Source organism: Vibrio sp. PBL-C16, from assembly GCF_034321865.1.
Taxonomy (GTDB): Bacteria; Pseudomonadota; Gammaproteobacteria; order Enterobacterales; family Vibrionaceae; genus Vibrio; species Vibrio alginolyticus.
In genome coordinates, this window is the sequence record NZ_JAXLNY010000002.1 from 400,788 (window position 1) to 421,051 (window position 20,264).

General features: G+C 45.6%; 20 protein-coding genes. 15 read left to right on the top strand and 5 right to left on the bottom strand.

Annotation, left to right across the window (positions count from 1 at the left end; translation table 11 throughout):
• The first annotated feature begins 11 nt into the window (after positions 1-11).
• Positions 12-1,220, top strand: coding sequence for an FAD-dependent 2-octaprenylphenol hydroxylase (locus UQW94_RS10155; protein WP_033907445.1), 1,209 nt, complete (start codon positions 12-14; stop codon positions 1,218-1,220).
• 65 nt (positions 1,221-1,285) lie between these two features.
• Here the strand turns inward: UQW94_RS10155 and UQW94_RS10160 are convergent, their stop codons facing one another.
• The 3 genes from UQW94_RS10160 to ygfZ form a co-directional block, all read right to left on the bottom strand.
• A complete protein-coding gene (locus tag UQW94_RS10160) occupies positions 1,286-1,492 on the bottom strand; it encodes a DUF1107 domain-containing protein (RefSeq protein WP_005380970.1) in 207 nt (68 codons plus the stop codon).
• A gap of 639 nt (positions 1,493-2,131) precedes the next feature.
• Complete coding sequence (locus UQW94_RS10165) at positions 2,132-2,605, bottom strand: aminoacyl-tRNA deacylase (RefSeq protein WP_005384562.1); 474 nt, start codon at positions 2,603-2,605, stop codon at positions 2,132-2,134.
• The gene (ygfZ, locus tag UQW94_RS10170; protein WP_238762462.1) at positions 2,598-3,566 is read right to left on the bottom strand and encodes a tRNA-modifying protein YgfZ; all 969 of its coding nucleotides are present in this window, start codon (positions 3,564-3,566) and stop codon (positions 2,598-2,600) included. The genes UQW94_RS10165 and ygfZ overlap by 8 nt, the downstream gene beginning before the upstream one ends.
• A gap of 189 nt (positions 3,567-3,755) precedes the next feature.
• On the opposite strand from ygfZ, the gene UQW94_RS10175 reads away from it, so the two are divergent.
• Positions 3,756-4,016 carry a succinate dehydrogenase assembly factor 2 gene (locus UQW94_RS10175; protein ID WP_005380951.1) on the top strand — a complete coding sequence of 87 codons (261 nt, stop codon included), beginning with the start codon at positions 3,756-3,758 and terminating at the stop codon, positions 4,014-4,016.
• Positions 3,964-4,446 carry a protein YgfX gene (locus tag UQW94_RS10180; protein ID WP_309304495.1) on the top strand — a complete coding sequence of 161 codons (483 nt, stop codon included), beginning with the start codon at positions 3,964-3,966 and terminating at the stop codon, positions 4,444-4,446. The genes UQW94_RS10175 and UQW94_RS10180 overlap by 53 nt, the downstream gene beginning before the upstream one ends.
• 22 nt (positions 4,447-4,468) lie before the next feature.
• On the opposite strand, the gene nadB is transcribed toward UQW94_RS10180, so the two are convergent.
• Positions 4,469-6,082: an L-aspartate oxidase gene (nadB, locus tag UQW94_RS10185; RefSeq protein ID WP_005380947.1), complete on the bottom strand. Its 1,614-nt coding sequence runs from the start codon at positions 6,080-6,082 to the stop codon at positions 4,469-4,471.
• A gap of 554 nt (positions 6,083-6,636) precedes the next feature.
• On the opposite strand from nadB, the gene rpoE reads away from it, so the two are divergent.
• The 11 genes from rpoE to acpS all read left to right on the top strand — a co-directional run bounded on the left by rpoE (position 6,637) and on the right by acpS (position 15,876).
• Positions 6,637-7,215, top strand: coding sequence for an RNA polymerase sigma factor RpoE (gene rpoE / locus UQW94_RS10190; RefSeq protein ID WP_005380946.1), 579 nt, complete (start codon positions 6,637-6,639; stop codon positions 7,213-7,215).
• A gap of 26 nt (positions 7,216-7,241) precedes the next feature.
• Positions 7,242-7,868 (top strand): sigma-E factor negative regulatory protein, encoded by a 627-nt coding sequence (locus UQW94_RS10195; protein ID WP_005380944.1) that lies wholly within the window; start codon positions 7,242-7,244, stop codon positions 7,866-7,868.
• Positions 7,865-8,824: a sigma-E factor regulatory protein RseB gene (gene rseB, locus UQW94_RS10200; protein WP_005380941.1), complete on the top strand. Its 960-nt coding sequence runs from the start codon at positions 7,865-7,867 to the stop codon at positions 8,822-8,824. Before UQW94_RS10195 ends, rseB begins: the two co-directional genes overlap by 4 nt.
• A 2-nt stretch (positions 8,825-8,826) precedes the next feature.
• Positions 8,827-9,297 (top strand): SoxR reducing system RseC family protein, encoded by a 471-nt coding sequence (locus UQW94_RS10205; RefSeq protein ID WP_005384575.1) that lies wholly within the window; start codon positions 8,827-8,829, stop codon positions 9,295-9,297.
• A gap of 158 nt (positions 9,298-9,455) precedes the next feature.
• Positions 9,456-11,249 (top strand): translation elongation factor 4, encoded by a 1,794-nt coding sequence (lepA, locus tag UQW94_RS10210; protein WP_005384577.1) that lies wholly within the window; start codon positions 9,456-9,458, stop codon positions 11,247-11,249.
• A gap of 104 nt (positions 11,250-11,353) precedes the next feature.
• Entirely contained in the window at positions 11,354-12,253 is a 900-nt protein-coding gene (gene lepB, locus UQW94_RS10215) for a signal peptidase I (RefSeq protein WP_171343182.1), read from the top strand.
• 21 nt (positions 12,254-12,274) lie between these two features.
• The gene (rnc, locus tag UQW94_RS10220; RefSeq protein ID WP_005380932.1) at positions 12,275-12,952 is read left to right on the top strand and encodes a ribonuclease III; all 678 of its coding nucleotides are present in this window, start codon (positions 12,275-12,277) and stop codon (positions 12,950-12,952) included.
• Complete coding sequence (gene era, locus UQW94_RS10225) at positions 12,945-13,907, top strand: GTPase Era (RefSeq protein WP_005380931.1); 963 nt, start codon at positions 12,945-12,947, stop codon at positions 13,905-13,907. Before rnc ends, era begins: the two co-directional genes overlap by 8 nt.
• A gap of 115 nt (positions 13,908-14,022) precedes the next feature.
• On the top strand, positions 14,023-14,754 hold the full coding sequence (gene recO / locus UQW94_RS10230; RefSeq protein WP_005384578.1) for a DNA repair protein RecO: 732 nt from the start codon (positions 14,023-14,025) through the stop codon (positions 14,752-14,754).
• On the top strand, positions 14,751-15,485 hold the full coding sequence (gene pdxJ, locus UQW94_RS10235; RefSeq protein ID WP_005384579.1) for a pyridoxine 5'-phosphate synthase: 735 nt from the start codon (positions 14,751-14,753) through the stop codon (positions 15,483-15,485). Before recO ends, pdxJ begins: the two co-directional genes overlap by 4 nt.
• 10 nt (positions 15,486-15,495) lie before the next feature.
• Positions 15,496-15,876, top strand: a complete 381-nt coding sequence (acpS, locus tag UQW94_RS10240; protein ID WP_005380927.1) for a holo-ACP synthase — start codon at positions 15,496-15,498, stop codon at positions 15,874-15,876.
• A 69-nt stretch (positions 15,877-15,945) separates the two neighbouring features.
• On the opposite strand, the gene barA is transcribed toward acpS, so the two are convergent.
• Positions 15,946-18,744 carry a two-component sensor histidine kinase BarA gene (gene barA, locus UQW94_RS10245; RefSeq protein ID WP_005383774.1) on the bottom strand — a complete coding sequence of 933 codons (2,799 nt, stop codon included), beginning with the start codon at positions 18,742-18,744 and terminating at the stop codon, positions 15,946-15,948.
• A gap of 192 nt (positions 18,745-18,936) precedes the next feature.
• Between barA and rlmD the strand changes: the two genes are divergently transcribed.
• Complete coding sequence (rlmD, locus tag UQW94_RS10250) at positions 18,937-20,256, top strand: 23S rRNA (uracil(1939)-C(5))-methyltransferase RlmD (RefSeq protein ID WP_213867355.1); 1,320 nt, start codon at positions 18,937-18,939, stop codon at positions 20,254-20,256.
• The last annotated feature ends 8 nt before the right edge of the window (positions 20,257-20,264 follow it).

Consider the following 20,264-nt stretch of genomic DNA (forward strand, 5'->3'; position numbering starts at 1 on the left):
AATAAAAAGCAATGATGCAAAGTGTAGATATCGCCATCATCGGCGGAGGGATGGTTGGGTTGGCACTTGCTGCCGCGTTCAAAGACAGTGATCTGCGTGTCGCCGTTATTGAAGGTAAAGTGCCAGATGATTCGTTGAAAGAATTACCCGATGTTCGTGTGTCTGCGCTGAGCCGCTCTAGTGAGACGATTTTGCGTAAACTTGGTGCTTGGCAGGGCATAGAACAGCGCCGAGCTTCACCTTACCATGGCATGGAAGTATGGGAACAAGATAGCTTTGCCAGCATTGAATTTAATGCACAAAGTATGGCACAACCTGATTTAGGGCATATTGTTGAGAATCGTGTGATTCAACTTGCGCTGCTTGAACAAGTCCAAAAGCTCGATAACGTCACTATGTTTATGCCTGCACGTTGCGCGACTCTCGCGGTCGGTGAGCAAGAAAGCTGGCTGACGCTCGATAATGGCCAAGCCATGACCGCTAAATTAGTGGTCGGAGCCGATGGGGCGAATTCGTGGCTTCGCCATCAAATGGATATTCCATTAACGCATTGGGACTATGGTCATCATGCTTTGGTCGCGAATGTCAAAACTGCTATGCCACACAACAGCATTGCGCGCCAGATATTTACTCCTCACGGACCGTTGGCATTTTTGCCAATGTCGCAACCAGATATGTGCTCTATTGTTTGGTCCACGGAGCCAAATCGAGCAGAGCAGTTAGTGGCGATGAGTGAACATGATTTCAATAAAGCGTTGACGAGTGAGTTTGATGCTCGACTTGGTCTATGTGAAGTAGTGGGAGAGCGTGCTGCGTTTCCTTTGAAAATGCGCTATGCGCGAGATTTTGTTGTCGAGCGAGTCGCGCTGGTTGGTGATGCGGCCCATACCATTCACCCATTAGCGGGGCAGGGTGTGAATTTAGGTTTATTAGATGCGGCCAGTCTTGCTCAAGAAGTATTAGCACTTTGGAAGCAGGGGCAAGATATCGGCAGTAAACGCAACCTAAGAAGCTACGAGCGTTGGCGAAAAGCGGAAGCGGCAAAGATGATCGCTACTATGCAAGGGTTTCGAGATTTGTTCTCTGGCGAGAACCCTGCTAAAAAGCTTGTTCGTGGCATTGGCTTGAGTTTAGCGGGGCAACTGCCGGGAGCGAAAGATGAGATCATGAAGCGCGCGCTTGGTTTAAAGGGACACTTGCCGGATCTGGCGCGTCAGTAAGTGCAAAGCAAACTTCAAATACACAAAAGGCTGGTTAATCCAGCCTTTGTTTTATCAACATTTTGCTAAGCATATGCGCATCGGAGTTTCATTATTTCTTGATTGATCTCTTTGACCGCTCGGAAATGGCGTTGCTCTGCTTTCTCCGGCAGTATTAACTTACCGTTATCAAACTCGAATCTACCGACCCCGTAAATATAAATTCTTCCTTTAAAAAGACGACTTATATGTTTAGCAATCATACTTGGTGTATAGCGCTTAAACAGTCTCATATTTACTTTCCTTTTATCTAACCTAGCCTAGGTATTCTACGTTCTGGACGCGAAAATTATTGTGACAGCAATAGTATTAAATACAGATGTAGGGTGTTGCGTCAGAGAATTGTGTTGTCTTAGACAATTTGACAGTGTCATCTCTTAAATAGCGTGAGGATTACCCCAAAAATAACCTCTCTAAAGGAACCCTTACGCCAATACACTCCTTTTTACGTGACGCATTAAGCAATAGTTTTGTTACAGAATTAAGAATAGAACGAAAACGGTTGTTTGCTAGTTGTTTCTATTAAGGTCGTGCCTCGCGCAACACACTTTACGTTCTAACGATTAGAGGAAATGAAAGAGAAAAAGTTCCACGTAAAAAAAAGCCCGCTTCAGCGGGCGAATAGTCACAGATGCATTACACAAAAGTGGATAACTAACTGCATGAATGCTGTCACTCAGCTAGCTGACTCACTTTATATCGGTTAAGTGCTTGTTTGAAACTTAACCAACAAATTCAGCATATACGAGTTTTATCTTTGTGACTATTTATGTTTTATATGTGATTAAAAATTCTCATATCTATTTTTGTAGATATGAGCGAGATCACGCAGTGATAGAAACACTACATGTCATTACATTGTTTTTAGACGATTAACGACAGATCTCAGCTACGGTCGGCTGGCACAATTGGATAAGATCTTGAATAGAAAGCGCCAGTCCAGCCATGCGATCGCCACTGCTGATCGTGACTTCCTGTTCTTCTAGTAAGCTGGGGTCGAACACGATTGGCATATGACGTTTGAGTAGCAGAGGAGTGACAGTACCAATTTTGTAACCAGTGATGGACTCAACATCGGCTTGATCAACACAAGTCATCCGGCGACATTTCAGTAACGAGCGCACTTTTTTGGGATCAACGCTACGATCACCTGGTGCACAGGCGAGTGCATATTGATTACCCATGTCTCGTAGCAAGATTGCTTTCACCATTTGAGAGGGGCGAATGCCGCGTTGGTGCGCGGCATCCTCAATGGTCGTTGCTGGTCTTTGATGCGGTAGCAGACGAAACGGAATGTGTTGGTCTGTGAGAAATTGCATCAAAGGAGTATTGATTGTATTACTCATCATCAAGACTGTAAGGCAGTGATTCGATTGTCCATTCACATTCTGGTTGCGCAACCAAACGAAGACGAGTGTCCTCATCGAGATTATTAGGCAGCACGATCAGGCCAATCGCGTGATTGTCACTGAACTGGTAGTGATTTAATAAAGCACCTACTGAACGCCAGTTTTCACCTACGCTGCGTTCGAGCTCAATTGGTTCGTCACTGAATGGAGCAGAAGTTGCACCTTTTACGATATACATCGCACGTTTATTGGTACCGCGATACTTCGCTCGTGCTACCGTTTCTTGTCCCGTGTAGCAGCCCTTTGTGAAGCTTATGCCTCCTAAAGCTTGCACGTTAAGTGCTTGTGGAATGTGAGCATTCTGCGCGGATGCAGAGACAAATGGTAAACCTGCTTCAATATCGAAACGATTCCAAAGCTCATTTGTCGTAAAGACAGCGTCGGTAGTTTCAACGATTTGCTGTGCTTCTGGCGCACTTAATATCAGTAACCAGCGATCTTGTGCAACTTGCACTGCTGTGCCACCGTCAACTGGGCGAACGCTGCCAGTTGTCTCGCTCATTGTTGAAATGAATTCGTCGGCTTTGACGCCAGCAACACCTAAGATAACGTCATCAGAAGCTTCAATCGTTACTTTAGAGAAAATGGCGTATTTCTTTATTTCACTAAGTTCTACGTCAATCGCCGATTTTGGTTGGATCATGCCGTAGCCATCATGATGATGGAAAAGGCGGAACACGCTCCACACTTTGCCTTTCGCATCACAATGTGCGCCCAGTGTTGATTGGTCTTGTTCTAAAGAAACAACATCGCAGGTAACCTGACCTTGTAAGTATGATTTTTTATCATCACCGATCATGGTGATCATGCCGAAGTTATCCAGCAGTGAGATAGATAACTCTGGAAGCGCGTCTTGAGTTGAGAGAGGTAATGCTGAAAAACGAGTTTGCCATTCCATAATTACAATGCCTTTTGAAGATATTTTTCCGCTATGTTATACCCAAATAACCTTGAGATACTAGGGGAGCGATTTACGAATCAACATTTGTCTGCTTTCACTATCGTATTGTGACCCGCACACTAGTGACGTAGCACATCCCTTGTTACACTCCGCACTAACAACAAGACATCTATGAAGGAATAGTGAATGTACACTCCGGAAGAAAAAGCGCGTATTAAATGGGCTTGTCGTCGAGGCATGCTTGAGCTTGACGTAGTAATTATGCCGTTTTTTGAAGAGTGCTTTGATACTCTGAGTGAACAAGAGCAGCGTGACTTTGTTTCTTTACTTGAATGCGATGATCCTGATCTGTTTACTTGGGTAATGGGGCATGGCCGTAGCGAAAATTTAGGTCATGCAGCAATGGTTGATAAAATTGTCGCCCATAACCTCAGCAAAGTTCGTTAATTTTACTGCTTCTCCCTCTCTGACTGCCCGAGTCTTCAATGTTGTACTTTTCTTATTGATGACTTGGGCTGTTATCCTCTCTAGCATTCCGCTCGTATTATCGACTTATTTGTTATTACTGATTGTGAAGGCTTTCTCAAACCAAAGTCTTGTTCAACCTACAAGTCATGGGCATTGGTATGTGCACTGCGATGGCTCGGTTAGGTTTGATGCCCTTGAGTGTGGCGAATACTCGGAAGATATTGAGTCCGAAAAGGGTCATTTACAGCGAGTTGATAGATCGGCATCACCATTCAAGATAACATTCCAATTGCAATCTGGCCGTAGTGTTACGATTTGGCGTGATAGCTGTGACGATGAGCAGTATCGTCAACTATCTTTGGTATTACGCCAATGGGAAATGAAACAGGGAGCTGATGCTCCCTGTTGATGTAATAGTTTAATTGGTAAAGTTAAAGCTGTTTAGCTGGAACCAAAATTGTTGGTCCGCTGTTTTCCAGTTGGTTCGGATAATCAAGCGTGTAGTGCAAACCTCGACTCTCTTTACGCTGCATCGCACAACGAACCATCAACTCTGCTACTTGTAAAAGGTTACGCAGTTCTAATAAGTTGTTCGACACTCGGAAATTGCTGTAGTACTCGTGTGTTTCTTGTTGCAACAGTTGGATACGGCGTAAGGCGCGCTCTAAACGCTTATCAGTTCGCACAATGCCCATGTAGTCCCACATAAACAGACGAAGCTCGTGCCAGTTGTGCTGAATGATCACTTCTTCATCACTATTGGTTACTTTGCTTTCATCCCAACATGGCACCTGTGAAGGTAGCTCAACGTTAGTGTGATGTTTTAGAATATCTTTTGCCGCAGACCAAGCATAAACCACGCATTCGAGAAGTGAGTTTGATGCCATGCGGTTAGCACCATGCAGCCCGGTGTAGCTAACTTCACCAATCGCATACAAATTTTTCAGATCGGTGCAGCCATTTCTATCCACCATGACACCGCCACAAGTGTAGTGTGCAGCAGGTACGATTGGGATTGGCTCTTTAGTCATGTCAATGCCCAAGTCCATCAAACGTGAATAAATGGTTGGGAAGTGTTTCGTAATAAAGTCAGCAGGCTTATGACTGATGTCGAGATACATACAGTCGGCGCCTAAACGCTTCATTTCGAAGTCGATAGCACGAGCCACGACGTCACGCGGAGCAAGCTCTTTACGTTCATCGAAATCTGGCATAAAGCGAGAGCCATCTGGACGACGCAGGTAAGCACCTTCGCCACGCAACGCTTCAGTCAGCAAGAAGTTACGTGCTTCTGGGTGATATAAACACGTCGGATGGAACTGGTTAAATTCCATATTCGCCACACGACACCCTGCACGCCAAGCAATCGCAATACCATCACCAGACGACACATCTGGGTTAGAGGTGTATTGATAAACCTTTGAAGCACCACCTGTAGCGAGAACCACAAATTTGGCTCGCACGGTTTCGACATGCTCTTCGTTGCGGTTCCAAATATAAGCACCGATAACTTTGTTTTTATCACCGCCAATTTTGTCTTCGGTGATTAAGTCCAGAGCGTTGTGACGTTCGAGAACATGAATGTTTGGATGGTTGTGAGCGTTATCTTGCAGGGAGGTTTGCATCGCCATACCTGTCGCATCTGCCGCGTGAAGAATACGACGACGGCTATGACCACCTTCACGAGTTAAGTGGTAGCGAGGTTCATCGTCAGAGTCATCTTCTTCACGATCAAATGGGACACCACCGTCAATCAACCACTGTACACACTCTTTTGAATGCTCAGCAATGAACCTTACGGTCTCCTCATCGCAAATACCATCCCCGGCGATTTGCGTGTCTTCAACGTGTGAATCAATGGTGTCTGACTCATCAAATACGGCAGCGATACCGCCTTGAGCATAGTAGGTCGCCCCTTCGCTGCGTGGTCCTTTACTCAGCACCATCACCTTACAGTGGTTAGCAACGCGCAAAGCCAACGACAAACCTGCCGCGCCACTCCCTACCACTAATACATCACACTCATGTTCACGATTTGTGTTCATATAACTTTTATAATCCCAAGCTAAGGTAACAAAGTTACCTTGTGTATTATTTGCACACCATGTGCATTCCATTATCGCGACATCTGTCGCTAAGGGCTAAGTTGGGAGACCTATCGACGTCCGTGTTACGGCGGTGACTGAGCCACTCTTCTTTTTCATGCAGAGCATGAGCATGCTTCCTAAGTTATAATTTGTAACGCGGTGTTCAGATAGCCATTAGCCATGCAAATGAAAAGTAATAGTTTGTCAATGCCATTGCTTTTCCATGCTCGACCCAGCACAATCTGGGACAGAGATCATTCATTATACCCATTTCCCTCCAAGATGCTCGCTTGTCAAACTTAGACTAAAGTCAGGCAGCGGTGGTCATTTGGGTACAGACATCACACTGTGAAAAAACAATGACAAAAAACTTGAGAAACCATGGAACTTTCTCATTCACGTTAGGGTCACAATAGTGCTCAAGTAAGCAGTGGTGTCAATACTACGTTTTGCATAATTAGTACCCATATCTGAGAAGAGTAGGGGCATAACAAATAGGAGTATCCGCTCGAATGAACGAGCAGCTGACCGATCAAGTATTGATTGAGCGAGTTCAGAATGGCGATAAGCAAGCATTCAACCTGTTGGTAACAAAGTACCAGAATAAGGTATGTAATCTTATTTCCAGATACGTTAGTAATCCTGGCGATGTACCAGATGTAGCACAAGAAGCGTTTATTAAAGCTTACCGAGCTATCCCTAGCTTTCGTGGGGAAAGTGCGTTTTATACGTGGCTGTATCGCATTGCAGTGAATACTGCGAAAAATCACATTGTTGCTCAAGGGCGTAGACCTCCAGCGACAGATGTCGATGCTGAAGATGCTGAATTTTACGAAACAGGTAGTGCACTTAAAGAAATATCGAACCCTGAGAACTTAACGTTGTCCAAAGAATTGCAACGGGTGGTGTTCAGTGCAATCGAAGCTTTACCTGAAGATTTAAAAACCGCAATGACATTACGAGAGCTCGATGGCTTGAGTTATGAAGAAATTGCAGAAGTGATGGATTGCCCGGTAGGAACGGTACGATCGCGTATCTTCCGTGCTCGTGAGGCGGTGGAAAAGAAAATCAGACCTCTTTTGCAACGCTAGTACAAGTAATAACTATGGTGAAAATAATGGCTGACAAAGAAAAACTTTCAGCTCTCATGGATGGAGAATTGGTCGATAAGGCTTTAATTCAAGAGTTAGAGCAAGACCAAGAGAGCCGTGATGCTTGGCAGAACTATCACCTGATTGGTGATGTGATGCGAGGCGAAGCGCCAGCAAAACCTGAGTGGAATATTGCTGAAAGCGTGGCGTTAGCGTTAGAAGATGAACCTGCACACCGTGCGTTTGATTCGCACAGTGCAAATGTTATCTCAATTGCGGATACGCCAAAAGAGTCGCAACCAGAACCGCAAAAAGCAAAACGTCAGTTGCCAGGTTGGTTGACGCAGTTTGGTCAAGTTGCTGTTGCTGCATGTGTATCGCTTGTTGTTATTTTAGGTGTACAGCAGTACGGTGGTAGCGATTCAATGTCGCCGCAAACAGATCAATTACCTGTATTGCAGACGGTTCCGTTTGCTGGCAGCGCAGAACCAGTGAGTTTGACTCGTGAGTCTGTAGAACGTTCTGTAGGCGAGGCAAATATGCAAGAGCAGCGCAAGCGTGTTCATGCTATGCTGCGAGACTACGAATTGCAGTTACGAATTAACAGTGATGCATCTCAACAAGATGCAAATCTGAATCCGGATATTGAATGAAAAAATTTCTGATCAGCGCTTGCGCTCTGTTCAGTATGATGTCTTCTCAAGCCTTTGCTGGTGATAAGCCAGCGGAGGCTTTATTGCATCAAATGAGCGAGGCGAGTAAGAATTTAAGTTACGAACTCTCTTATATCCTTATCAAAAAGAACAGCATTGAGCCGTTGCTGTATCGTCATGCCACGCATGGTGACGATCAATATGCTCATCTTGTCTACTTAAGTGGCCCTGTGCGTGAAGTGATTCGTCGCGGAACTGAAGTAAGTTATATCGAAACGGGTTTAGAACCATTCACCATCGAGTCAGGTAAAATGGTCGCTCCGACTATGCCTATGCTCAACACCAATATCGATGAGCTAAACTTGTATTACGACTATGTAAAAGTGGGTAGAGCTCGTGAAGCTGGTGTGGCAACACAAGTGCTGCGTATTGTTCCTAAAGACGGTCTGCGCTATTCATACGTACTATGGATCGATGAGAAGAGTAAATTGCCGTTACGTGCCGACCTTGTGGACCGCGATGGTGAGATGCTTGAACAATATCGCACTATTTCTTACACGGTAAACCCAAAAATCGCAGAGTTAATGAGTGGCCTGCAAGATGTTCAATTACCTGCTGTTCTCACCATGCCAAAAGGCGATATTGGGACCAGTAATTGGCAGGTTGGTTGGATCCCTGAGGGTTTCGAGCCGAACGAGCTCAACCGCTATCGAATGGCCGTTACTAATCAAATGGTGGAGAGCCAGCTGTATTCTGATGGTCTGTTTAGCTTCTCTGTTTACGTAGCAAACAAAGATGAGCATTCGTTAAAAGGGCAGTTGGTTCGCCAAGGCAGAAGAACGCTACACAGTTTTGTGAGCGGTCAACATGAAATCTCTGTTGTAGGAGACATTCCACCGACCACAGCACAGCGTATAGCCCAATCTGTCACATTTAATGTAACAAAGAGTAAATAACAATGATGACCGCGTTGGCTACCGTGACAGACGTGCATCGTCGCGGCAAGCAATACGAAATTGATTTAAGTTGCGAACAGCAGACCAGTTGCAGTAGTTGCTCTTCACAGAAAAGCTGTGGAACGGGCGTTGTTACTAAAGCCATTGGTAACAAGAGTTTATCTTGGCACCTGCGCACGGATAAATCGGTGAAAATAGGTCAAGTCGTCGAGATTGGTTTTCCTGAGTCGAGCCTAATAAAATCAGCAATGGCGGTTTATTTACTGCCATTGTTTGGTTTGATTATCGGTGCGATGTTTGGTCACTTCCTATTAGCGCCGCTGACAGCCGGCGGGGAAGGCATCATCATATTGGCATCGGTATTGTTTGCCGCTGGTGGAATGTGGATCGCAAAACGTGTTTCTCGTCCGTTAGAAGATGAATCTAAGCGCCAAGTTACCCTCGTTCGGGTACTTGGAGAGCCAATCCAGTAAGTGCTGTCCCCCTCCACTAAAGGTTATTTGGGTATGTACTTTAAATTACGTGCGCCCGTTAACGAAATTCGGTAGAATCTGCCAACTTGATTGAAATGCCGTCAGTAGATGGCGTTTCTTACTGTCCCTATTTGTAAAGAGTTAGTCACCCTAAATCTATGAAGCACATTCGTAACTTTTCGATTATCGCCCACATCGACCATGGTAAGTCGACCCTATCAGACCGTCTAATCCAAGTTTGTGGCGGGTTAACCGATCGTGAAATGGCCGCACAGGTTCTGGATTCAATGGATCTTGAACGTGAGCGTGGCATCACCATCAAATCTCAGAGTGTGACGCTAAACTACACCGCTAAAGACGGTGAGACGTATCAGCTGAACTTCATCGATACTCCGGGGCACGTTGACTTTGCATATGAAGTATCACGTTCTCTAGCGGCTTGTGAAGGTGCGCTATTGGTTGTGGATGCGGGTCAAGGTGTTGAGGCTCAAACACTGGCTAACTGTTACACCGCGATCGAAATGGATCTAGAGGTTGTGCCAATCTTAAACAAGATTGACCTACCTGCAGCTGATCCTGAGCGTGTAGCGGAAGAAATTGAAGAAATCGTTGGTATCGATGCAATGGAAGCAACCCGCTGTTCTGCGAAGACAGGCATCGGTGTTGATGACGTTCTAGAGAACATTGTGTCAGCGATTCCAGCACCGGAAGGTGATCCAGATGCGCCACTACAAGCGCTGATCATTGACTCATGGTTTGATAACTACCTTGGCGTTGTTTCTTTAGTGCGTATTAAAAACGGCGAACTGAAGAAGAACGATAAGATCAAAGTGATGAGTACGGGCCAAGTTTGGGGTGTAGATCGTCTTGGTATCTTTACGCCAAAACAAGTGGATACCGATATCCTTCGTACTGGTGAAGTAGGTTGGGTTGTTTGTGGTATCAAAGACATTCTTGGTGCCCCTGTTGGTGATACGCTGACTCTAGCGAAGAATGGTTGTGATAAACCGCTACCTGGCTTTAAGAAAGTTAAACCTCAGGTTTACGCAGGTCTGTTCCCTGTATCTTCTGACGATTACGAAAACTTCCGTGACGCACTAGGCAAACTAAGCCTAAACGACGCATCGCTATTCTACGAGCCAGAAAACTCTGCGGCACTTGGCTTTGGTTTCCGTTGTGGTTTCCTTGGCATGCTGCATATGGAAATCATCCAAGAGCGTCTAGAGCGTGAATACGACTTGGATCTTATCACCACAGCACCAACGGTAGTTTACGAAGTTGAGAAGACGGATGGCGATCTGCTGTATGTTGATAGCCCAGCAAAACTACCAGCGATCAATGACATTGAAGAAATTCGTGAACCGATTGCGCGTTGTAATATCCTTGTGCCTTCAGAGTACCTAGGTAACGTAATCACTCTGTGTGTTGAAAAGCGAGGCAGTCAAGTTGATATGGTTTACCACGGTAACCAAGTCGCTGTGACTTACGATATTCCAATGGCCGAAGTGGTACTGGATTTCTTCGATCGTCTGAAATCAACATCACGCGGTTACGCATCTTTGGATTACAACTTCCAGCGTTTTGAAGCTTCGAACATGGTACGTGTAGACGTTCTTCTTAACGGTGACACTGTTGATGCATTGGCGATGATCACACACAAAGATCAGTCTCAGACTCGCGGTCGTCAGTTGGTAGAGAAGATGAAAGAATTCATCCCTCGCCAAATGTTTGATATCGCAATCCAAGCGGCAATTGGTAACCACATTATCGCTCGTTCAACGGTAAAACAGTTGCGTAAGAACGTTATCGCGAAATGTTACGGTGGTGACGTAAGTCGTAAGAAGAAACTTCTGAAGAAACAGAAAGAAGGTAAGAAACGCATGAAGCAGATCGGTAACGTTGAGCTGCCTCAAGAAGCGTTCCTAGCCATCCTTCACGTAGGTAAAGACTAAAGTTGAACTTTGTCTCACACTTGTCGGTCTTAAGACGTTAGATATTAAAATAAGTGAAAGGGTTTCGGCTCTTTCACTTTCGTATTTTTAGATAAGGGAATTTAATGGCGAATACATTCTCACTGATGTTGGTTATTGCGACTTTGGTAACTGGCGTTGTTTGGCTATTGGAAAAGCTGGTTTTCGCGAAAAAGCGTCAGGAAAAACTGGCTGAGATTCAAGCTCAGACGTCTAATGGTTTGGATGCAGTGACCTTGCAAAAAGTTGAGCGTCAGCCTTGGTGGGTTGAAAATAGCGTCTCTATTTTTCCTGTGATCGCGTTCGTTTTAGTATTACGTTCTTTTATCTACGAACCATTTCAAATCCCATCAGGCTCAATGATGCCTACCTTGCTGGTTGGCGATTTCATTTTAGTTGAGAAGTACGCGTACGGTCTAAAAGACCCAGTATGGCGTACTCAGCTAGTGGAAACTGGTAAGCCTGAGCGTGGTGATATCGTGGTCTTCAAATACCCACCACAACCAAGTGTGGACTACATTAAGCGTGTAGTTGGTTTACCTGGTGATATCGTGCGTTATTCAAGTGATAAGCAGCTTTGCGTGCAAAGCCAAGGCGAATCGGCATGTAAGCCAGTTAAACTGAGCAATGTTGAAGAAAGTCAGTTTAGCTCGAACGGTATTCCAATGATCCAACTGGATGAAAAATTGGGTAACGCTGAGCACAATATTTTGGTTAACCCTCTTGTGCGTAACCGCGTGGAGCAATATTTCCCACGCAGCGGAACGACAGAGTGGGTTGTACCACAAGGTCAGTATTTTGTGATGGGTGATAACCGTGACAACAGTGCTGACAGCCGTTACTGGGGCTTTGTTCCAGAAGCAAACTTAGTCGGTAAAGCTGTCGCGATCTGGATCAGCTTCGAGTTTGATCGTGGCGCAGATAGTGTTCTACCTTCATGGATTCCAACTGGTGTGCGTTTTAACCGCATCGGTGGCATTCACTAACCATTCAAATATCGAGAGAGTATGAATTCTCCAATTGATAAACTAGAGAGAAAGCTCGGCTACCAGTTTCAAGATGCCGGGCTTATCAATTTGGCGCTGACGCACCGCAGCGCCAACAGTAAGCACAATGAACGTCTTGAGTTTCTGGGCGATTCAATTTTAAGTTTTGTCATCGCTGATGATCTGTACCATCGTTTCCCAAAAGTGAACGAAGGTGACATGAGCCGCATGCGTGCTACTTTGGTTCGCGGACATACATTGGCGGAACTGGGTCGTGAATTCGATCTAGGAGATTATTTAAAATTAGGTCCAGGTGAATTGAAGAGTGGCGGTTTTCGCCGAGACTCTATTTTAGCCGATGCGGTTGAAGCCATTATTGGCGCAATTTACCTAGACAGTGATCTTGAAGTTGTGCGAGGCATTGTACTGAGTTGGTATCAGTCACGCCTTGAAGCCATTAAACCTGGCGTCTCACAAAAAGATCCGAAAACTCGCCTACAAGAGTTCCTACAAGGCAGAAGAAAACCGCTGCCTGTGTACACAGTGACTAATATTAAAGGTGAAGCGCACAACCAAGAGTTTACGGTTGAGTGTGAAGTAGCAGGTGTGGATAAGCCTGTAATCGGTAAAGGCACCAGCCGCCGCAAGGCAGAACAAGCGGCTGCTGAAACAGCACTTGAGCAATTAACAAATGGCTGATAACGAATTCGATATCGATGCGTTTTTCGCATCACAAGGTGAGCCAAGCTCGCCAGAAAACCAACACTGTGGCTTTATTGCTATTGTTGGTCGTCCAAACGTAGGTAAGTCGACACTTTTGAACAAGATTTTGGGTCAGAAGATTTCGATCACCTCTCGTAAGCCGCAAACGACACGCCACCGTATTATGGGTGTGGATACGGACGGCGATTACCAAGCGATTTACGTCGACACGCCTGGACTTCACATTGAAGAAAAGCGTGCGATCAACCGTTTGATGAACCGTGCAGCTAACTCGTCATTGAGTGATGTAAACCTTGTGTTCTTCTTAGTCGATGGTACGCATTGGACTAAAGACGATGAGATGGTGCTGACCAAACTTCAAAAATCGAACTTCCCAGTTGTGCTTTGTGTAAACAAGGTCGACAACGTACAAGATCGTAACGACGTGATGCTACACATGGCGGAGATGTCGAAGAAGATGGACTTCGTGGATGTTGTGCCAATCTCTGCCAAGCAAGGTAAGAACATTGACGTACTGCGTAAGCACGTGCGTAATCACTTACCTAAAGCAACGCATCACTTCCCAGAAGAATACGTGACTGACCGTTCTCAGCGTTTTATGGCGTCTGAGATTGTGCGTGAAAAGCTGATGCGCTTTACTGGTGAAGAGCTGCCATACTCAGTAACGGTTGAGATTGAACGTTTTGATTACAACCCAGAAACCGACGGTTTCCACATCAATGCATTGATTCTTGTTGAGCGTAATGGCCAGAAGAAAATGGTGATTGGCAAAGGCGGCGAGAAGATTAAAACCATTGGTCGCGAAGCGCGTTTAGATATGGAAGAATTGTTCGGTCGTAAGGTTTACCTAGAAACTTGGGTAAAAGTGAAATCTGGCTGGGCAGACGACGAACGAGCGTTGCGATCGTTGGGTTATATAGACGATTTATAATCTTGGCTGCGAAGGTGCTTCGCTCCAACATCGATGAAAAATCAGTATCGATTAAAATAAGGAGCCGCTCGGCTCCTTATTTTTTATTTCACACTTTTTAGGCACAATGACTTAGATGAGTAATCTGTCTTCCGAAGGTTTACAGCGCTGTTTTGTATTGCACCGACGCCCTTACAGTGAATCGAGCTTAATCCTTGATGTATTTAGTGAGGAATATGGCCGAATGACTTTAATGGCCAAAGGCGCGCGCAGTAAGCGTTCGAACTTAAAAGGCGCATTGCAACCTTTTACCCCGCTATTACTTAAATGGTCGGGGAAAGGCTCAATGAAAACTTTGCGTCAAGCCGAGCCGATAAGTCTAGGTTTGCCGTTAACGGGCATTAATCTCTACTCAGCCATGTACGTCAATGAACTGATTGGCCGTATTTTGATGGCTGAAGTGCCGATGCCAGCACTATTTCATGATTATTTGCATGCGTTAACCGAGTTGGCGCACAACGAGAACCCTGAGCCTGCACTGCGTCGTTTTGAGTTAGCCTTGCTGTCTGCGATGGGGTATGGCGTGGATTTTTTGCATTGTGCAGGTACCGGCGAGCCCGTCGATCCAGAAATGACCTATCGTTACCGGGAACAGAAAGGGTTTATTGCTTCGGTTAGGCGCGATAACCTCACGTTTTTAGGGAATGAACTGATTGCTATCAGTGAGCGGCGGTTCGTCACTAAAGAGCAGCTAAAAGCGGCAAAACGCTTTACACGTATAGCCTTAAAGCCGTATCTTGGCGGCAAACCTTTAAAAAGTCGTGAATTTTTCATTCAGACCCCCAGAGCACGGAGTAACGGAAAATGAGCTCAATTTATTTAGGCGTCAATATCGACCATATTGCCACTCTACGTAATGCACGTGGTACAAAATACCCAGATCCTGTTCACGCTGCTGAAATTGCAGAGCGTGCAGGCGCGGACGGTATCACTATCCACTTACGTGAAGACCGTCGCCATATTTTGGATCGTGATGTACGTATTCTGCGTGAAACCATTCAAACGCGTATGAATCTAGAGATGGCAGTGACGGACGAAATGGTTGAGATTGCGCTGCAAACTAAACCAGAGTTTGTGTGTCTAGTGCCTGAAAAGCGTGAAGAACTGACGACGGAAGGTGGCTTAGATGTTGTAGGGCAGCTTGAAAAAATTAAAGCTGCGACGAAAAAGCTGACAGATGCCGGCATTAAAGTTTCGCTCTTTATTGATGCTGACCGTCAACAGATTGAAGCTGCGAAAAAGTGTGGCGCTCCGTTTATTGAGCTACATACTGGCCACTATGCAGATGCGACGACAGAAGACGAACAGCAAGCTGAACTGAAGAAGATTGCTGCTGGTGCGAGTTATGCACATGACCTAGGTATTATTGTTAATGCCGGGCATGGCCTGACTTATCACAATGTCGCACCAATTGCTGCATTACCAGAAATTTACGAACTCAACATTGGTCACTCAATCATTGGTCGCGCAGTATTTGATGGTTTAAATAAAGCGGTTGCTGACATGAAAGCACTGATGATTGAGGCTCGCCAGTCATAGGGCTATCTAGATGGCGATTATAGGGTTAGGGACCGACATTGCAGAAATTGAGCGTATTGAAAAAGCGTTAGCTCGTAGTGGTGAACCTTTTGCTCAGCGGATTCTTTCAGAAGAAGAAATGGCCAAATTCTCACAGCTTAAGCTGCAAGGTCGTTATCTTGCTAAGCGCTTTGCAGTTAAAGAAGCGGCCTCAAAAGCATTGGGAACAGGGATCGCAAAAGGGGTCACGTTTCACGACTTTTCCATCTCGAACGATGAGCTTGGAAAACCAGTGCTCGCATTGACGGGCACAGCCAAGCAAATAGCGGATGCGATGGGCGTTAACCACATTCACCTGTCCATTTCCGATGAGCGTCATTACGCTGTGGCGACGGTCATTTTTGAATCCTAGCTTGTAAGTCTTAAACAAAATACTAAAAAGCCAGAGCATTTGCTCTGGCTTTTGTTTCTCTTCAATAGATCACTGTTCAAGGTATAACTTTGCGGTTGTTGTTACTTTAATCATTTCATCTTGCAGCTCGAACATTTCAGGCTCAACTTCCTCAAGACTGACCCCTGAGCGCAGTGCTTGCTCAAGCGTCGCACAGAGTGACTTCAGTCTTGGAACGCCACAATATGAACTACTGCCGTGCAGCTTATGGATGACATGAATTAGGTCATCACGGGAGATATCTTCTTGCTCCAGAGCTTGGTCAACGACTGCTTCTACTTCAGGGATGAACTCAATCAACATGCGCAGCATGTCTTTAGCGAGATCCTCTTTATTCGCGCTCTGTTTTAAGGCTGCTTGCCAATCAATAATCACATCCTGCTGAGGCGAAGAAACGGGTTGTGGTGCGCTTCCTTCAGGTTCATCAACGTATGAAGGGGCGACTTTGCCAATGCTCTCTGTACAAGCATTTGGGTTCCAGTGAACCAAAACCTGTTGTAGCACATGCTCTTCAATAGGTTTGGTCAAGTAGTCATCCATTCCTGCCGAGAGCAAGCGGTCTCGTTCCCCTGCCATGGCATGCGCCGTTACCGCAATCACTGGCGTGTCTTTATTTAGCTCCAACTCTTTAATGTGCTTACAAGCGGTCACCCCATCCATTTGAGGCATTTGAATATCCATGAAGATTAAATCGTACTTTTTCTCTGTCGCCAGGTTCACCGCTTGCTGGCCATTGCTACAGGCGGTGACGGTTTCTACTCGTTCGCGGAGCAGTGCAGAGATCAGCTTCAAGTTTGCAGGGTTGTCATCCACTGCTAGTACAGTGAGAGGTAAACGGTCCCCTTCGCTTGGCGTAATTGGAGCGCTTAATACCGGTGGCGATTCTACATGTTCGCTAATCAGGCTTTGTAGCAACTTACGGCGAGACAATGGCTTCGTCAGGCACTGGACGTGATGCTCTGTCATTATTTGGTCCGCAAGCGCCAATTCGGTACTCGGTGTCCCTAGGAGAACACTCGGAGCCATACGTTTCGCTTGTTCTATCCAAGGTGTAATAACTTCCGCATCGTGAGTCTGGTTGGCCGCTAAATTCAACAGTACATAATCATATTGTTCTTCGTTGTTTGGTAGCGAAGAGCGGTAGGTTACTAAAATACCCTCCTGACTTAGAATCTGTTGGGTTACGGATGCGGCTTGCATGTTTGGTTCAATCAGCAGTAACTGCTTCCCAGTCAGAAGTTCCACTTCAATCAGTTCGCTCATTGGCATCTCGGTTGAGTGCAAGCGCACCGTAAACCAGAAGGTTGAACCTTGGTGTAGACGGCTGGTTAAACTGATTTCGCCGCCCATCTGGCTCACCAGTTTCTGAGTGATAACCAGACCAAGGCCAGTACCGCCGTAACGACGTGAAATACTTGCATCTGCTTGGCTAAAGGCTTGGAACAACTGCGCTTGCTGACGCTCAGAGATACCAATACCGGTATCACGCACCATGAATTGCAGTTCGACGGAGTCTCCTGATTGAGAGCGCATTTCTACGCTAACATCAATGTTGCCTCGCTCGGTAAACTTGATTGAGTTACCTACTAAGTTCGTCAAAATTTGCTGGATACGTAGTGGATCCCCAACTAAACCTGGTGGAATTTTAGGGTCCACTTTTAGGGTGATTTCTAACCCTTTCTCATGTGCACTTGTGGCTTGTAGGTTAATTACCTCTTCTAAACTTTCTCGGAAATCAAAAGGAATGTTTTCCAGCGCCAGCTTACCCGCTTCAAGTTTCGAGAAGTCGAGAATGTCATTGATGATATTCAGCAAGTTGTTCGCCGATTTCTCAATCGTCTGTAGGTAATCCGTTTGGCTGTTAGAAAGCTGCGTTTTAAGCATTTGACGAGTAAAGCCAATCACCCCATTGAGCGGAGTACGCAGCTCGTGCGACATGTTTGCCAAGAACTCTGACTTAACCCTGGCCGCTTCTTGCGCGCGTTTCTTCGCGATATCCAGCTCAACGTTCTGAATTTCTAGCTGCTCAAGCGTTTCACGTAAGTCGGACGTGGCTTGGTCTATACTGTGCTGCATCTCCACGTGATATTCTGATAACGATACCGCCATGGCGTTGATGCCATTTTTTAGCTGGTCTAACTCCCCGTGCATTTTGCCTTCGATACGCACATCAAGATGACCGCGGCGAATGCGGTCAACGACATTCTTCATGTGGGTGATAGGTTGGGTCACATCGTGCATTAGACGTGAAGCAAACACACTTGCTAAGCCAAGACCGAGAACCAGAACTAAAAACGCAGAGAAGACTTCTTGATACTGTTGCAGCCTCAAGGAGGAGAGATCTAACTCGACGGCGATGTAACCAATCGCTTTGGTTCCTTGGCTTTCGTTCGACAACTCCGCTAAGTAGTGACCTTCTGACAAAATGGGGACACGCAATATCAGTGAGTTTTCGTAGATTTCCGAATTACCCAGTTGCGGGATCGGTTTATCTTTGGGAAACATCAAGGCTTCAAAATTAGGATGAAAGTTAGAGGTCACAAAGAGCTCATGATGTTCATCAAATACCGCGATACTACGAACCAGTTTGGAGTTTTTGCGGTGCGCGTAGCTTATCAAGCGACGTACCGCCTCACGGCTTTCTGATAGTAGATGAGTTTCACTGGCAATCGCCAGCGGCTCAATAATGCTGTTACCAGTGGTGATAACTTGTTTCTCAAGGTCTTGGTAGCGGTTAAATGAGAAAAAGCCGCTCAGTAATAAACCAATAATGAGAGTGGGAGCGAGAGTTAGTGTAATTACACGTGCTCGTAAGCCATATCTGGTCATGTTATCTAATTACATCGGAGTCTGGATATGGGAAAATAACGCATTATTTCTCAAGCGCACGATAAAGCCTTGAGCAAAGAAGTGACGTCACCGAATAAACGGTAAGCATAATCAAGTCACTCGAATCACACAACGGCTGCAATCAAGAATAGTGAAGCCGAAGAGCAATTACATATAAATCAGGCATAGAGCATGGCACGCATCTTTCAACCGAAAAAGAAAACCCAACTCAATACTCGGCACCAAGCAGTGCAAGTAGAGCGTTTAGATCACCACGGCGCAGGCATTGCTTACCTCAAAAAGAAGCCATTGTTTATTGATGGAGCACTGCCGGGTGAGGAGGTGGTCACTCAATTGGTGGAAGAAAAGAGCAAATACGCTCGCGGTAAGTTGATTAAAATCCTTAAGCCGAGTGAAGCTCGTGTGGAGCCATTTTGCCCACATTATCATGAGTGCGGTGGCTGTGATTTGCAGCATCTAGATTATGGCCAACAATTGACGTACAAACAGCAAACGTTGCGTCAGCTAATGCGAAAATTCTCAGGCAGTGACATTGAACTAGATGCCCCGTTATTGGGAGATTCGCAGGCCTACCGTCGCCGTGCGAGAGTGAGCTTGTTTGTTGATAAAAAAACACGTCAGCTACATTTTGGTTTCCGTAAAAAGCAGAGTAAGCAAATTGCGCAAGTGACCGATTGCCCAGTGCTGGCACCGGAACTGAATGTTTTGCTGCCAGAGATTTACTCAGCCCTAAAAGCGTTCAAAAAGCCGGAACAATTGGGTCATGTAGAGCTGGTACTTGGTGATAATGGACCGTGTATTACGCTGCGCCACTTGAGCGCTCTGACAACGAGTGAAACTCAATCTCTAACGGAGTTGGCAAAACGTCATGGCGCATCGTTGTACTTGATGCCATCGACAGAACAATTAGACCTTATCGAAGGCGATATGCCTTTTTATCAAGAAGTTGGAGTGAAAATCCCTTTTGCACCAAATAACTTTATTCAAGTAAACCAAGGTGTAAACCAACAAATGGTCAAGCAAGCGGTTGAGTGGTTAGACCCACAAAAGAGTGACCGAGTGTTAGATTTGTTCTGTGGTTTAGGCAACTTTAGTTTACCAGTTGCGAAATTAGCTAAGCACGTGGTTGGAGTAGAGGGTGTTGCAGAGATGGTAGAAAAAGCCACAAACAATGCATCTTTGAACCAAATCAATAACGCGCAATTTTATCACGCTAACCTTGAGCAAGATTTTGAAGGCCAAGCCTGGGCCGCAGAGCGGTTTGATAAAGTATTATTAGACCCGGCACGCGCGGGAGCGAGTGGGATCATCGATCAAGTTTCTGAGCTTGGCGCACAGCGTGTAGTTTATGTTTCTTGTAATCCTGCTACCCTTGCTAGGGATAGTCAAAGCTTGATAGAGCAAGGCTATAAATTAACTAAATTAGGTATGCTGGACATGTTCCCTCATACCAGTCATCTAGAATCGATGGCATTGTTTGAAAAGTCCTAACTTTAGGA

Bases quoted from the DNA above. Each gene is read 5' to 3' on its own strand.
- ygfZ (WP_238762462.1), bottom strand. From the start codon at position 3,566: ATGGAATGGCAAACTCGTTTTTCAGCATTACCTCTCTCAACTCAAGAC.
- UQW94_RS10195 (WP_005380944.1), top strand. From the start codon at position 7,242: ATGGCTGACAAAGAAAAACTTTCAGCTCTCATGGATGGAGAATTGGTC.
- pdxJ (WP_005384579.1), top strand. From the start codon at position 14,751: ATGAGCTCAATTTATTTAGGCGTCAATATCGACCATATTGCCACTCTA.
- recO (WP_005384578.1), top strand. From the start codon at position 14,023: ATGAGTAATCTGTCTTCCGAAGGTTTACAGCGCTGTTTTGTATTGCAC.
- UQW94_RS10205 (WP_005384575.1), top strand. From the start codon at position 8,827: ATGATGACCGCGTTGGCTACCGTGACAGACGTGCATCGTCGCGGCAAG.
- barA (WP_005383774.1), bottom strand. From the start codon at position 18,744: ATGACCAGATATGGCTTACGAGCACGTGTAATTACACTAACTCTCGCT.
- UQW94_RS10165 (WP_005384562.1), bottom strand. From the start codon at position 2,605: ATGAGTAATACAATCAATACTCCTTTGATGCAATTTCTCACAGACCAA.
- lepA (WP_005384577.1), top strand. From the start codon at position 9,456: ATGAAGCACATTCGTAACTTTTCGATTATCGCCCACATCGACCATGGT.
- acpS (WP_005380927.1), top strand. From the start codon at position 15,496: ATGGCGATTATAGGGTTAGGGACCGACATTGCAGAAATTGAGCGTATT.
- rnc (WP_005380932.1), top strand. From the start codon at position 12,275: ATGAATTCTCCAATTGATAAACTAGAGAGAAAGCTCGGCTACCAGTTT.
- era (WP_005380931.1), top strand. From the start codon at position 12,945: ATGGCTGATAACGAATTCGATATCGATGCGTTTTTCGCATCACAAGGT.
- UQW94_RS10155 (WP_033907445.1), top strand. From the start codon at position 12: ATGATGCAAAGTGTAGATATCGCCATCATCGGCGGAGGGATGGTTGGG.
- nadB (WP_005380947.1), bottom strand. From the start codon at position 6,082: ATGAACACAAATCGTGAACATGAGTGTGATGTATTAGTGGTAGGGAGT.
- rlmD (WP_213867355.1), top strand. From the start codon at position 18,937: ATGGCACGCATCTTTCAACCGAAAAAGAAAACCCAACTCAATACTCGG.
- rpoE (WP_005380946.1), top strand. From the start codon at position 6,637: ATGAACGAGCAGCTGACCGATCAAGTATTGATTGAGCGAGTTCAGAAT.
- UQW94_RS10175 (WP_005380951.1), top strand. From the start codon at position 3,756: ATGTACACTCCGGAAGAAAAAGCGCGTATTAAATGGGCTTGTCGTCGA.
- lepB (WP_171343182.1), top strand. From the start codon at position 11,354: ATGGCGAATACATTCTCACTGATGTTGGTTATTGCGACTTTGGTAACT.
- UQW94_RS10180 (WP_309304495.1), top strand. From the start codon at position 3,964: ATGCAGCAATGGTTGATAAAATTGTCGCCCATAACCTCAGCAAAGTTC.
- rseB (WP_005380941.1), top strand. From the start codon at position 7,865: ATGAAAAAATTTCTGATCAGCGCTTGCGCTCTGTTCAGTATGATGTCT.
- UQW94_RS10160 (WP_005380970.1), bottom strand. From the start codon at position 1,492: ATGAGACTGTTTAAGCGCTATACACCAAGTATGATTGCTAAACATATA.